General features: G+C 70.6%; 11 protein-coding genes. 6 read left to right on the top strand and 5 right to left on the bottom strand.

Annotated elements, in window-relative coordinates; all coding sequences use genetic code 11:
* The first annotated feature begins 21 nt into the window (after positions 1-21).
* Together OG381_RS23390 and OG381_RS23395 are read left to right on the top strand one after the other, a co-directional pair.
* A complete protein-coding gene (locus tag OG381_RS23390; protein ID WP_046260673.1) occupies positions 22-909 on the top strand; it encodes an RNA polymerase sigma factor SigF in 888 nt (295 codons plus the stop codon).
* A 68-nt stretch (positions 910-977) separates the two neighbouring features.
* Positions 978-1,724, top strand: coding sequence for a hypothetical protein (locus OG381_RS23395; protein ID WP_327718018.1), 747 nt, complete (start codon positions 978-980; stop codon positions 1,722-1,724).
* A 9-nt stretch (positions 1,725-1,733) separates the two neighbouring features.
* Here the strand turns inward: OG381_RS23395 and OG381_RS23400 are convergent, their stop codons facing one another.
* Positions 1,734-1,928 (bottom strand): hypothetical protein, encoded by a 195-nt coding sequence (locus tag OG381_RS23400; RefSeq protein WP_327718019.1) that lies wholly within the window; start codon positions 1,926-1,928, stop codon positions 1,734-1,736.
* A gap of 277 nt (positions 1,929-2,205) precedes the next feature.
* Between OG381_RS23400 and OG381_RS23405 the strand changes: the two genes are divergently transcribed.
* The 4 genes from OG381_RS23405 to OG381_RS23420 all read left to right on the top strand — a co-directional run bounded on the left by OG381_RS23405 (position 2,206) and on the right by OG381_RS23420 (position 6,682).
* Positions 2,206-2,688, top strand: a complete 483-nt coding sequence (locus OG381_RS23405) for a MarR family winged helix-turn-helix transcriptional regulator (protein ID WP_327718020.1) — start codon at positions 2,206-2,208, stop codon at positions 2,686-2,688.
* A 13-nt stretch (positions 2,689-2,701) separates the two neighbouring features.
* Positions 2,702-5,206 carry an MFS transporter gene (locus OG381_RS23410; protein WP_327718021.1) on the top strand — a complete coding sequence of 835 codons (2,505 nt, stop codon included), beginning with the start codon at positions 2,702-2,704 and terminating at the stop codon, positions 5,204-5,206.
* Positions 5,207-5,377: 171 nt separating this feature from the next.
* Complete coding sequence (locus OG381_RS23415) at positions 5,378-6,199, top strand: YceI family protein (protein WP_327718022.1); 822 nt, start codon at positions 5,378-5,380, stop codon at positions 6,197-6,199.
* A 9-nt stretch (positions 6,200-6,208) separates the two neighbouring features.
* On the top strand, positions 6,209-6,682 hold the full coding sequence (locus tag OG381_RS23420; protein ID WP_327718023.1) for a PPOX class F420-dependent oxidoreductase: 474 nt from the start codon (positions 6,209-6,211) through the stop codon (positions 6,680-6,682).
* 78 nt (positions 6,683-6,760) lie between these two features.
* Here the strand turns inward: OG381_RS23420 and OG381_RS23425 are convergent, their stop codons facing one another.
* The 4 genes from OG381_RS23425 to OG381_RS23440 all read right to left on the bottom strand — a co-directional run bounded on the left by OG381_RS23425 (position 6,761) and on the right by OG381_RS23440 (position 12,847).
* Positions 6,761-7,525: a TetR/AcrR family transcriptional regulator gene (locus tag OG381_RS23425; RefSeq protein WP_327718025.1), complete on the bottom strand. Its 765-nt coding sequence runs from the start codon at positions 7,523-7,525 to the stop codon at positions 6,761-6,763.
* A 59-nt stretch (positions 7,526-7,584) separates the two neighbouring features.
* Positions 7,585-9,072 carry an MFS transporter gene (locus tag OG381_RS23430; RefSeq protein WP_327718026.1) on the bottom strand — a complete coding sequence of 496 codons (1,488 nt, stop codon included), beginning with the start codon at positions 9,070-9,072 and terminating at the stop codon, positions 7,585-7,587.
* Between the two features lie 131 nt (positions 9,073-9,203).
* Complete coding sequence (locus OG381_RS23435) at positions 9,204-11,372, bottom strand: ArnT family glycosyltransferase (protein WP_327718027.1); 2,169 nt, start codon at positions 11,370-11,372, stop codon at positions 9,204-9,206.
* Complete coding sequence (locus OG381_RS23440; protein ID WP_327718028.1) at positions 11,369-12,847, bottom strand: bifunctional glycosyltransferase family 2/GtrA family protein; 1,479 nt, start codon at positions 12,845-12,847, stop codon at positions 11,369-11,371. The genes OG381_RS23435 and OG381_RS23440 overlap by 4 nt, the downstream gene beginning before the upstream one ends.
* Positions 12,848-12,858: the final 11 nt, after the last annotated feature.

Raw genomic sequence — 12,858 nt, forward strand, 5'->3', positions numbered from 1 at the left:
CCGCGACCCAAAGGGGGTGGCATGTCCGCAGACCAGGGCAGCTCGAAGGTGCTCACGCTCATCAAGAGCGAGGCTGCGCCCGCGCTCGACGACAACCCGGCTGTCGAGGCCGCCGTAGAGGCTCCGGCCCTGCCGGTGACCTCGGGTGCCCTCGACACCCGCACCCTGTCCCGCTCCCTCTTCCTGCGGCTCGCCGCCCTCGACGAGAACAGCCCCGAGCGTGTGTACGTCCGGGACACCCTCATCGAGCTCAACCTCCCACTGGTGCGCTACGCGGCGGCCCGCTTCCGCTCGCGCAACGAGCCGATGGAGGACATCGTCCAGGTCGGCACCATCGGCCTGATCAAGGCGATCGACCGCTTCGACTGCGAACGCGGCGTGGAGTTCCCGACCTTCGCGATGCCGACGGTCGTGGGCGAGATCAAACGGTTCTTCCGGGACACGTCCTGGTCGGTGCGCGTCCCGCGCCGGCTGCAGGAGCTGCGCCTGGCCCTCACCAAGGCCAGCGACGAGCTCTCGCAGAAGCTGGACCGCTCCCCGACCGTCGCCGAACTCGCCGTGGTGCTGGGCGTCTCGGAGGAGGACGTCGTCGACGGCCTCGCGGTCGGCAACGCCTACACGGCCTCCTCGCTGGACTCCCCGGCCCCGGAGGACGACGGCGGCGAGGGCTCCCTGGCCGACCGGCTCGGCTACGAGGACACGGCTCTCGAAGGTGTCGAGTACCGCGAGTCCCTCAAGCCCCTGCTCGCCAAACTCCCGCCCCGCGAGCGCCAGATCATCATGCTGCGCTTCTTCGCCAACATGACCCAGTCGCAGATCGGCGAGGAGGTCGGCATCTCCCAGATGCACGTCTCCCGGTTGCTGACCCGGACGCTGGCGCAGCTGCGCGAGGGCCTGATCTCGGACTGACGGTGCGGGACTGACGGAAGTCGCGCACGGGACTTCCTTACTGACGGAGTGTCAGCCACACTGGCGCGATGCTCCGGGCGACGACATGGACACATGGCCGTCGGGGCGCCGCGATCGGCGCGTCGGCGGCCGTCGCCTGTCTGGGCGCGGTCCTGGCCGGCTGCGGGAGCGGCGCCGGGGACGGGTACGTCGCGGTCGGGGCCGCGGGTGGTACGAGGCCCACGGTGGCCGCCGGACCGACGGGCGGGGTGCGGGTCGTGCCGTTGGACGGGGCTCACGGGCCCGACGGGTCTGACGGGTCCGACTCACCGGGGACGGAGGGGAGTTCGGAGACAGGTGCTCCGGGCCGGTCCTCGGTGGCGGGCACGCCGGGACGTCCGAAGACGCAGGGCGTCCCGGAGGCTTCGGGCACTCCGAGCGGCCCCGTCCCCTCGACCGAGGGGGCCACGCCCGGTCGTACGCCCACGAGTTCACCGGCCGAGCCGAGCCCTACGACAACGGCGGCCACCCCCGCCGCCCTGACCGTGAGCGATCCGGTGCGGGAGGCCACCGATCAGCGCTGGTGCGAGAAAGTGACCCTGGTCCTGCGCAACTCCGGTGGCAGCGCTGTGCGTTCGGGCACCGTGACCTTCGGGACGCACATCATCGGCGCGCTCGGGGTCGACTGGGGGACCGTCGAGTCGACCGAGGCGCTTCCGGCGCCGATCGGGGCCGGGGCGCGCAAGGAGAAGACCTGGACGGTGTGCGTCGACGCGTGGCGGGTGCCGCTCGGGATGCACATCGAGACGCGGGACGTGTCCGTCCGGTGGGAGTAGCCCCGCCGGTCAGCTGAGCGCCAGCCAGGCCACCGCCGCGACGATCGCCACGGCGACGACGACGCCGATGATCAGGCCGATGCGGGGGCCGGCGGCGGCCGCCGTCTGCTGCGGGCCCTGCGGGGCCTCGTCGACGAAGGCGCGGAACATCTGGGTGTTGCCGGCGGGGTCGTGGTTGCCCTGGGGGTTCTGGGTGTTGGCCATGCCCCGAGACACTAGCGAATCCGCGGGGGGTGCCCAAGTGCGGGGCCGCGCCGTGAGGGTGTGGGGTTGTTGCCGGGTGCGGCGCCTTCGTGGCTGGTCGCGCAGTTCTCCGCGCCCCTGAGGTGGGTGCGGTGGCCCCTACTCGGTCGTCACCTGCCTGTTTACGCTCGCAATACTTGCCTTTGCCAAGTTTTTATACCGGGCCCCCGCCGTTTTATTTGCCTGTAGCAACCATCAGCTTCTATGGTTGCCCCAAGCAACGAATACGGGAGGTGTGATGGCCGAACAGGCGCAGTACGAGGAGCTGATGCGTCAGTTCAGTGCCTTCGGAGCCGTGAAGCGGGAGATGGGGCGGATCCTGCCGTCCGACTGCCCCGCCGGTTCCGCCGCCGTGCTGACGCTGCTCGCCCGTCACGGGGACATGCGCATGAGCAAGCTCTCGGAGCTGCTCGCCGTGGACATGTCGGTGACCAGTCGGCATGCCGCGCATCTCGCGGAGCGGGGCTGGATCGACCGGTCCCCCGACCCGGCGGACAAGCGCTCCCGCATCCTGCACCTCACCCCCGCGGGTCTGGCCCAGCTCGAAAGGCTGTCGCGGCGGACCTGCGAGCTGCTCGCCGAGCGGCTCGGTGACTGGAGCGACGAAGAGGTGGCCCAGCTGACCGGCCTGATGGCCCGGCTCAGGGCCAGCTTCGACGACTGCCGCAGCGCCGCCCCTCGCGTATTCGAAGAGATCACCCGTACACCCGCAAACACGTAAGCAAAGGAAGCCCATGGCAACGACCACACCAGCCGGTGTGCGGGCTCACGCCAAGCACGGGGGAGGCGCTGAGCACGCCCCCATGACACACCGGCAGATCATGGAGGCCCTCTCCGGGCTGCTGCTCGGGATGTTCGTGGCGATCCTGTCGTCCACGATCGTCTCGAACGCCCTCCCGGAGATCATCGGCGACCTCGGCGGCGGCCAGTCCGCCTACACCTGGGTCGTCACCGCGGCCCTGCTGTCCATGACCGCGGCCACGCCCCTGTGGGGCAAGCTGTCGGACCTCTACAGCAAGAAGGCGCTCGTCCAGATAGCGCTCGTCATCTACGTGCTGGGCTCGGCCGCCGCCGGACTCTCGCAGAACGCCGGCACGCTGATCGCCTTCCGTGTCGTCCAGGGCATCGGCGTCGGCGGTCTGTCCGCCCTGGCGCAGATCGTGATGGCCGCGATGATCTCCCCGCGTGAGCGCGGGCGTTACTCCGGCTACCTGGGCGCGACCTTCGCCGTCGCCACCGTCGGCGGTCCGCTGCTCGGCGGTGTCATCACCGACACCTCGTGGCTCGGCTGGCGCTGGTGCTTCTACGTCGGTGTGCCGTTCGCGGTCATCGCGCTGATCGTGCTCCAGAAGACCCTGCACCTGCCCGTCGTGAAGCGGGACGTCAAGGTCGACTGGTCCGGCGCGTTCTTCATCTCGGCGGCCGTCTCGCTGCTGCTGGTCTGGGTCACCTTCGCCGGTGACAAGTACGACTGGATCTCCTGGCAGACGTACGCGATGGTCGGCGGCTCGATCGCGCTCGGCCTGATCTTCGTGCTCGTCGAGTCGAGGGCCAGCGAGCCGATCATCCCGCTGCGGCTGTTCCGCAACCGCACCATCACCCTGTCGTCGATCGCCTCGATGTTCGTGGGTGTCGCGATGTTCTCCGGCACGGTCTTCTTCAGCCAGTACTTCCAGCTGGCCCGCGACAAGTCCCCCACGATGTCGGGCGTCATGACGATCCCGATGATCGCCGGCCTGTTCGTCTCCTCGACCGTCTCCGGGCAGCTCATCACCCGCACCGGCAAGTGGAAGGCCTGGCTGGTCAGCGGTGGCGTGCTCGTCACCGCAGGGCTCGGTCTGCTGGGCACCATCCGGTACGACACGGAGTACTGGAAGGCCGCGGTCTTCATGGCCCTGCTGGGCCTCGGCATCGGCATGATGATGCAGAACCTGGTCCTGTGCACCCAGAACCAGGTCGAGCCCTCCGACCTCGGCGCCGCCAGCTCCACGGTCACCTTCTTCCGGTCCCTCGGCGGTGCGATGGGCGTCTCCGCGCTCGGCGCCGTCATGGCCCACCGGATCACCGACTACGCCAAGGACGGCATCACCGACCTCGGCCCCAAGTACGCCTCTCTCGCCTCCGGTTCGAGCTCCACCGGCGAGATCCCGGACATGGACAAGCTGCCCGCGCCGCTGCGCACCGTCATGGAGAGCGCGTACGGCCACGGCATCGCGGACGTGTTCATGATCGCGGCGGCCCTGGCGGCGGTCGCCTTCCTGATCACGCTGTTCATCAAGGAGGTCCCGTTGCGGACGAAGGGCGCGCTGGCACAGGAGGCCACTGCTTCCGAGGAGGAGACGGTGGCCGAGGCTCCGGCCGCCGCCGAGGAGCGCGTCCCCAGCTGGGCCGCCACCTCCGAGACGCAGCCCGCCGCCGACGGCACGCAGAAGCTCGCCGCGGTCGCCACCCTGGAAGCTCCCCCGGCCTCCTCCGGCGGCGGCATCCCGGTCCGCGGCCACGTCCGCGGCGTCGAGAGCGCACCCGTCCCGCAGGCCGCGGTCACGCTGATCTCCCTCGCGGGACGGCAGCTGGGCCGGTCGGTGACGCAGCCGGACGGTTCGTACGGCGTGGACGCGCCGGGCGTGGGCTCGTACGTCCTGATCGCCTCAGCCGACGGGTTCCAGCCGCAGGCGTCCACGGTCGTCGTGGGCGGTGAGCCGGTGGCGTACGACATCCTGCTCAGCGGCACGAGCGGGCTGAGCGGTGTGGTGCGGGCCTCGGACAGCGCGCTGCCCGTCAAGGACGCCATGGTCATCGTGACCGACGTCCGCGGTGATCTGCTGGCCACCGGGACCACCGGTGAGCAGGGCGAGTTCGGCTTCGCCGAGCTGGTGCCGAGTGCGGTGACCATCGCGGTGAACGCCGCCGGGTACCGGCCGCGCGCGCTGCCCGTCGAGGTCGGCGGCACGGGCGTCACCCGGATCGAGGTCGAGCTGGAGGCCGGAGCCCAGCTCCAGGGCGTCGTACGGGCTCCGCACGGACCGCTGGCCGACGCGCGCGTCACGCTCGTCGACGCGGCCGGCAATGTCGTGGGAACCGCGACGACCGGGTCGGACGGGGCGTACGCCTTCACCGACCTGGACGGCGGCGACTACACGGTCATCGCCACGGGCTACCCGCCGGTGGCGACGGCCCTGACGGTGGGCGGTCGTGGAACCGACGGCCATGACATCGAACTCGCCCACCCCGGCGAGTAGGGCCCAGGTGAGCGGGGTCCGGTACGCGGTGACCACGCGTCCGGGCCCCGCGCCCCCGAGGCCGGGACGACCCGGCACCGAAAACCCCGGCCCGTGGCGGGTGGGCGCGCGCTCCGAGCAAAGGCGCGCGCCCCGCCGCGGGCCGGACGCATTCTCGAAGGAGTACGTGAGATGGGACTGACCGCGAGGATCCGTACGCGGGACGGATGGGCCGTGTCGCACGCGGTCGTCACGCTGACCGACATGACCGGCTCGCAGGTGCTGCGGGCCGAGGCCGACATCGAGGGCACGGTACGGGATGTCAACCCGCTGCCGCCCGGGGCGTACACCGTCATCGTCACCGCCGTCGGATACGCGCCCGCCGCCGCCAGTGCGATCGTCACCGCGAGCGGCCGCGCCGAGGTCGGCACGGTGACGCTGGCCCGGCAGGGCGGGGCCGAGCTGCCGCCGCCGGGGCCGTGGACCGTGGACCCGGCGCACTCCACGGTGGGCGCGGTGGCCCAGCATCTGGGGATCTCCAGCGTGCGCGGGCGGTTCACCGAGTTCGCCGCGTCGATCGAGGTGGCGGCGGACGACGTCACCAAGTCCCGGGTGGAGGCGGTGATCCGGGCCGACTCCATCGACACCGGGAACGCGATGCGGGACGGGCATCTGAAGTCGGCGGACTTCCTGGACGTCGAGCGGTTTCCCGAGATCACCTACCGGTCCTCGGGGCTTTCCGTGGCGGGGGCGGACCGCTGGACCGTGCACGGTGAGCTGTCGCTGCACGGGGTCGTACGGCCCGTCGACCTCGACCTCGCCTATCTGGGGACGGGTGCCGATCCGTGGGGCGGTACCCGGGCGGCTTTCCGGGCCACGGCTCAGCTGCGGCGCGAGGACTTCGCCATGAACTACAACCAGGTGGTGCAGGCGGGGATCGCGGCCATCGGTACGACGCTGAAAGTGGAGCTGGATGTCCAGGCGGTACAGGGGGATTCACTGCCGCAGGCCTAGGCTGGCGCCATGGCACCGAACATCGCGACGAACACCACCGTCTCCCTCGATGACCTGCTGGACTTCGTACGGCCCCGGCACCGGGCCCTGCTGCTGACCCGCCGGGCCGACGGGAGTCCGCAGGCCTCGCCGCTGACCTGCGGGGTCGACGACTCGGGGCGGATCGTGATGTCCACGTACCCCGAGCGGGCCAAGACGCGCAACGCCAAGCGGGACGAGCGGGTCAGTGTCGTCGTGCTGAGCGACGACTGGAACGGGCCGTGGGTGCAGGTGGACGGGACGGCGGAGGTCATCGACTCGCCCGAGTCCGTCGAGCCGCTCGTGGAGTACTTCCGGAACATCTCGGGGGAGCACCCGGACTGGGACGAGTATCGGGAGGCGATGGTGAAGCAGGGGAAGTCGATCATTCGGGTCACGCCGGTGAAGTGGGGACCGGTTGCCACCGGCGGGTTTCCGGCGCGGTTGGCTTCGCCGGACGCGTGAGAGCTCGGGGGAGTCGGTAGCTGGGCGGGTGCGGGTTCGTCGTGGTTTCTCGCGTAGTTCCCCGCGCCCCTAGGTTGCTCATCCATCCCCCCTTTTCACCATCGCCTCGATTCCCGCGACCAACAGGTCCAGGGCGAATTCGAAGTCTCGTTCCCACATTTCCTCGACCGTGTCGCCGCCTCGGGCCGCCATGATGTCCTCGGACTGTTTGACGATCTCGGCGGCCGCCGGGGCCTGGGTCACCGTGGTCATGGCGTGCTGGAAGTACTCGTCCGGGGTCATGCCTACGTCGGTGGAGCGGGCGATGATGTGGCCCTCGATCGTGCCGAAGCCGTACACAAACTGGAAGACGGCGGAGATGGCGGCGGCCAGGCCGTGGGCGGGCAGGCCGGTGCGGCGGATGACGTGCTGGATGACCCGGGCGAACGCCAGGTAGTTGGGGCCGATGTTGAGGAAGGTCCCGCTCAGCGGGGAGACCCAGGGGTGGCCGACCAGGAGGGCGCGGTAGCCGCGGGCCAGCGTGCGCAGTTGGTCGCGCCAGTCCTCGTCGGCCTCCGGGTCGGGCAGGGTCAGTTCGCCGCAGACCGAGTCGAGGGCCAGTTCGAGGAGGTCGTCCTTGGTGTCGACGTACCAATAGACGGACATCGCGGTGACGTTGAGCTCGCTCGCGAGCCGCCGCATGGAGAACTTGGCCAGGCCCTCGGCGTCCAGGAGCCGGACGGTGACCGAGGTGATGCGCTCACGGTCGAGCCCGGAGGGGTGCCCGCCACCACGGGTGCCACGCCGAGCCTTGTCCGCCAGCCACACGCTGGTCCGCTCCGCACGATGGCCCGCCTTCACCATGGCACACCTTCCTGATCTTGCAATTGTCGATCAGCTTAGGCGCCCCCGCCCCCGAGCTCTTAGGCGACCTCTTCCCGCTCAGCCCGCCGCAGCAACGCCCCCGCGAGCAACCCACCCAACAGCACGGCCACCGCTCCCACCAACAAGCTGGTCTCCAGCCCCGAGGAGTAGGCGTCCGTGATACGCGCCTTCTCGGCATCCGACCCCGCCGCCGCCAACGCCGCCGGCAGCGAAGACGCCGCCACCGGAATCAGCGCCGCGAACCGAGAGCTCAGCACCGCGCCCAGCACCGCGACCCCCAGACCCTGCCCGAACTCCGCCACCGTTCCGTTGATCCCCGCCCCGATCCCCGCCTTCTCCGGCGGAATGGAACTCATGATCGCGTGCGCCATCGCCGGATTGGCGACCGCGGCGCCCGCGCCGATCAGCAGCAGCCCCAGCAGCGTTCCGCTGTAACCGCCGGAGGCGACCGTCGCGATGGACACCAGGCCGCCCGACATCAGGACCATGCCCAGCCCGATCGCGGCCGGATTCCCCAGCCTGGCCGCCCACTTGGCGGCCACCCCGGAGAAGTTCAGAGCCACGATCGTGAGGGCGAGCGGGGCCGTGCGCAGACCGGCCTCCAAGGGGCCGTAGCCGAGGACGAACTGCATGTGCTGGGTGAGCAGGAAGAGCGAGCCGCCCATGCCGAAGGTGATCAGCACCGCGCCCGCGATGGCGCCCGTGAAGCGGCGGTTCCGGAAGAAGTGCAGGTCGAGCATGGGGTACTCGATGCGGCTCTCCCAGTACGCGAACCCGGCGAGCACCACGACCGCGACGGTCGCCGACGTCAGCACCCGGCCGGACGTCCAGCCGTGCCCGGGACCGGAGATGATCGCGAACACGAGGGAGGCCATGCCGATGGTCGACAGGAGGGCGCCGAGGAGGTCGGGACGGTCGCCGCGCGGGTTCTTCGACTCGGGGACCAGGGTGATGGCGGCCACGAGACCGACCGCCGCGACCGGGAGGTTGATCAGGAAGATTGCGCCCCACCAGAAGTGGTCCAGCATGAAGCCGCCGAGCAGCGGACCGCAGGCGAAGCCGAGCGCGTTGACCGCCGCCCAGATACCGATCGCCTTGGCGTGCTCCTCGGGCGCGAAGATCTGCATCACCACCGCGAGGGTCGTGGTCAGCAGCAGCGCGCCGCCGACGCCCATCCCGGCCCGCGCGGCGATCAACTGGCCCGTGCTGTCGGCCAGTCCGGCCACCAGCGAGCCCGCGCCGAACAGGGTCAGGCCCGCTATCAGCATCTTCTTGCGGCCGTAGCGGTCGGCGGCGCTGCCCGCGCTGAGCAGGAGGCCGGACTGCACCAGGGAGTACGCGTTGATCATCCACTGGATGTCCGAGGTGGCCGCGCCCAGTTCCTCGGTGAGGGAGGGGATCGCGACGTTCAGGACGGTGTTGTCGAGGACGACGGTGAGCTGGGCGAGACAGATGACGCCGAGGATGAGCCAGCGCTGGGGGTGGCCCTGGGAGACGGTGACGGGTGCGGGGGCGGGAGCAGACATGTTGTACACCGTAGAACAGCTCCTATACGGCGTACAACGCGATTTCTCGCCGTGCGGTCGTCGTACAGGTGCCGTACGACGAGGAGGGCGGTGACCGTCGATGGTCACCGCCCTCCTGGCTCCGCCGGGCGTCAGCCGGCGCTGCTGCTCGCCTTCTGCGTCAGGTCGTAGAAGGTGGACGAACCCACCGTCACCTTCTTGAAGTTGGCCTCGACCCAGCTGGTGATCTGTGAGGACGTACCGCTGCTGCTGCCGCCCATGCCGCCGCCGGAACCGCTGGAGATGAAGTAGTGGACCTTGCCGTCCGCCACGTACTCCTTGAACTGCGCCAGTGTCGGGGACGGGTCGGTGCCGTTGAAGCCGCCGATCGCCATGACCGCTTCGCCGGTGGAGAGCTGGTAACTCGCCGCGTTCTGGGCGCCGATGGCCGCCGCGACCCAGGTGTAGTCGCCGGAGTCGGTTTCCAGGAGCTTCTTGGCCTCGTCGGAGACGGTCGCGCCGTTGAGGAGGCCACCGACACCGCCGCCGCCCATGCCGCCGCCTTCGCCGGTGGTGCCGCCGGGCATGCCGCCGTTCTGCCGGCCCTGGCCCTGTTGCTGGCTCTGGCCGGGCATGCCGCCACCCGGGAAGCCGTTGCCGGTGCCGCCCTGGCGGCCCTGGCCCTGGGTGTTGCCGTTGCCGTTCTGCTGGTTCTGGCCCGGCATGCCGCCGCCCATACCGCCACCGCCACCGCCGCCACCGGGACCGCCGCCGCGGCCGCCCATCATGCTCGCGCCGGCGGGACCGGCCGTCACGATGGAGCCGGTGTGGCCCTCCTGGAGGGTGCTGACGGTGTACGCCGTCGGACCGGCCAGCGAGGCCGCCAGGCCCACCGACGCCGCGGCGAGGGCGAGTTGCCGGTTGATGCGGCCCGCGAAGACCAGGCCCAGCGCGGAGACCAGGCCGCCGATCAGGACCAGCCACTTCAGCCAGGGCAGATAGTCCGGGGTGCGGTTGAGCAGGACGTAACCCCAGGCCGCACTGGCCACGACCGCGGCCGCGAGGGTGAGGGACGCCCAGATGTCCTTGCGCCTCTCCCACAGCAGGGTCGAGCCCATGCCGATCACGGCGGCCAGGTAGGGCGCGAGGGCGACGGTGTAGTACTGGTGGAAGATGCCCGCCATGTAGCTGAAGACGACCATGGTGATGAGCAGCGAGCCGCCCCAGACGAGGAACGAACCGCGGGTGACGGACGTCCGCTCGCGCTTGCGCGTCGCCACCAGGCCCGCGACCAGCAGGATCAGCGCGGCCGGGAGCAGCCAGGAGATCTGGCCGCCGATCTCGGAGTTGAACATCCGGTCCCAGCCGGTCTCGCCCCACTGGCCGGTGCCGGTGTTGCCGCCACCGCCGCCGACGCTGCCGGTCTCCTCGCCGTTGAGACGGCCCAGGCCGTTGTAGCCGAAGGTCAGCTCGAGGAAGCTGTTGTTCTGGGAGCCCCCGATGTAGGGGCGGGAGGACGCGGGCCACAGCTCGACGATCGCGACCCACCAGCCGCCGGAGACGATGATCGCGACCGTCGCCGCGGCCAGCTGTCCGAAGCGCTTCCTCAGCGACACCGGCGCGCAGACCCCGTAGACGATCGCGAGCGGCGGCAGGATCAGGAAGGCCTGGAGGGTCTTGGCGAGGAACGCGAAGCCGATCGCGACACCGGCCCACAGCAGCCACTTCGTCCGGCCGTCCTCCAGGGCGCGGACCACGAAGTAGCAGGCCACGGCCATCAGCAGGGCCAGCATGGCGTCCGGGTTGTTGAACCGGAACATCAGCGCCGCGACGGGGGTGAGCGCCATCACGGCGCCCGCGATCAGACCGGCCGCGGGGCTGAAGCGGCGGCGCACGGAGGCGTACACGACGGCGACCGTGCCGATGCCCATGAGGACCTCGGGCATCAGGATCGCGAAGGAACTGAGCCCGAGGGCCCGCACCGACAGGGCCATCGGCCACAGCGAGGCCGGGGGCTTGTCGACGGTGATGGCGTTGCCCGCGTCCAGCGAGCCGAAGAAGAACGCCTTCCAGGACTGGCTGCCGGCCTGGACGGCCGCGGAGTAGAAGGAGTTGGCGTAGCCGGAGGAGCTCAGGTTGAAGAAGTAGAGCGCCGCGGTGACCAGCAGCAGGGCCCAGAACGCGGGGCGTGCCCAGCGGGGGTCCTCGGGGCGACCGCGCCACAGTCTTTTGACGAAGGGCTGCTTGGGTTCGCCGGCCTCGGGGGCGGGCGGGGCCGTGGACGCCGAGGGCTCCTGGACGGCCGTACCGGTGATGGTCATCGGGGGTCCCCCGGGGTGTTGTCGGAGGGGCGCACCGGCTGAAGCTGCATGGTGGCGTCCCGCCAGGTCTGGTCCGCGGCTTCACCGGCGCGGATCTGGGTGTCGTACGCGTACTGGGGCGCCGTCGGGCGCTGCGGCAGCGGCGCGCAGGACGGCTGCCGGGTGGGGTACTGCGGGGAGCCGGTGGGCGAGGAGGGGGCGGGGGCCGGCTGGTGCGAGGCCACCACCGTCGACTCGCGGCGCTCGGGGAAGACCCAGGCGCGGAAGAGCAGGAAGCGCAGCACGGTCGCCGCGAGGTTGGCGGCGATGAGGACCGCCAGCTCGGTGGAGTGCGCCGGGTCGCTGCTGGCCGCGTTGAGGGCGGCAAGGGAACCGCTGGTCAGCGCGAGGCCGATGCCGAAGACGACCAGACCCTGGGCCTGGTGCTTGACGGCGCTCCCCCCGCCGCGCACCCCGAAGGTCAGCCGGCGATTGGCCGCCGTGTTGGCGACCGCCGAGACCAGCAGAGCGAGCGCGTTGGCGACCTGCGAGCCTCCGAACTGCCGGAAGACGCTGTAGAGCAGCAGATAGAAGAGGGTCGACAGGCCGCCGACCACACAGAACCCGACGAGCTGGCGGGCCAGCCCCTTCGGTACGTCCTGGATCTCACGGTCGCGCGGATCGTCGCCGAACGGCCGGGTGATCCGGTCCAGCGGCAGGGAGCCGGTGGCCAGGGCCTTCCCCACCCGCCACACCCCCTTGAGGTCCTCGGTCGCCGTCTTCACGATGTGGACGGTGGAGTCCGGGTCGTCGACCCAGTCGACGGGCACCTCATGGATACGGAGTCCCGCGCGCTCGGCGATGACGAGCATCTCGGTGTCGAAGAACCAGCCGGTGTCCTCGACCATCGGCAGCAGCACCTGGGCGACATCACGCCGGATCGCCTTGAAGCCGCACTGCGCGTCCGAGAAGCGGGCCTGGAGCGAGCCGCGCAGGATCAGGTTGTACGAGCGGCTGATGAACTCCCGCTTGGGGCCGCGCACCACACGGGAGGAGCGGGCGAGCCGGGAGCCGATCGCCAGGTCGGAGTGGCCCGAGATCAGCGGGGCCACCAGCGGGAGCAGGGCGTTGAGGTCGGTGGACAGGTCCACGTCCATGTAGGCGAGGATCGGGGCGTCCGAGGCGGACCACACGGTGCGCAGGGCGCGACCGCGGCCCTTCTGCTCCAGGCGGAAGTTGCTGACCTCGGCGATCTCCGCCTCCAGCCGTGACGCCACCTGTGGGGTGGTGTCCGTCGACGCGTTGTCCGCGATCGTGATGCGGAACGCGTACGGGAAGGTGCGCTTGAGGTGCTCGTGCAGTCTCAGCACACACGGCTGGAGGTCCTTCTCCTCGTTGTACACGGGGATCACTACGTCCAGGACAGGCGCACCGGCGACTCCGGCCGGGAGGTGCTCCCGCGCCGGCAGATTGCCGGGAGAAGAGTCGGTTCGCATGACAACGACTC

Origin of the sequence: Streptomyces sp. NBC_00490, from assembly GCF_036013645.1 — a bacterium.
Classification (GTDB): domain Bacteria; phylum Actinomycetota; class Actinomycetes; order Streptomycetales; family Streptomycetaceae; genus Streptomyces; species Streptomyces canus_F.

Bases quoted from the DNA above. Each gene is read 5' to 3' on its own strand.
- OG381_RS23390 (WP_046260673.1), top strand. From the start codon at position 22: ATGTCCGCAGACCAGGGCAGCTCGAAGGTGCTCACGCTCATCAAGAGC.
- OG381_RS23395 (WP_327718018.1), top strand. From the start codon at position 978: ATGCTCCGGGCGACGACATGGACACATGGCCGTCGGGGCGCCGCGATC.
- OG381_RS23400 (WP_327718019.1), bottom strand. From the start codon at position 1,928: ATGGCCAACACCCAGAACCCCCAGGGCAACCACGACCCCGCCGGCAAC.
- OG381_RS23405 (WP_327718020.1), top strand. From the start codon at position 2,206: ATGGCCGAACAGGCGCAGTACGAGGAGCTGATGCGTCAGTTCAGTGCC.
- OG381_RS23410 (WP_327718021.1), top strand. From the start codon at position 2,702: ATGGCAACGACCACACCAGCCGGTGTGCGGGCTCACGCCAAGCACGGG.
- OG381_RS23415 (WP_327718022.1), top strand. From the start codon at position 5,378: ATGGGACTGACCGCGAGGATCCGTACGCGGGACGGATGGGCCGTGTCG.
- OG381_RS23420 (WP_327718023.1), top strand. From the start codon at position 6,209: ATGGCACCGAACATCGCGACGAACACCACCGTCTCCCTCGATGACCTG.
- OG381_RS23425 (WP_327718025.1), bottom strand. From the start codon at position 7,525: ATGGTGAAGGCGGGCCATCGTGCGGAGCGGACCAGCGTGTGGCTGGCG.
- OG381_RS23430 (WP_327718026.1), bottom strand. From the start codon at position 9,072: ATGTCTGCTCCCGCCCCCGCACCCGTCACCGTCTCCCAGGGCCACCCC.
- OG381_RS23435 (WP_327718027.1), bottom strand. From the start codon at position 11,372: ATGACCATCACCGGTACGGCCGTCCAGGAGCCCTCGGCGTCCACGGCC.
- OG381_RS23440 (WP_327718028.1), bottom strand. From the start codon at position 12,847: ATGCGAACCGACTCTTCTCCCGGCAATCTGCCGGCGCGGGAGCACCTC.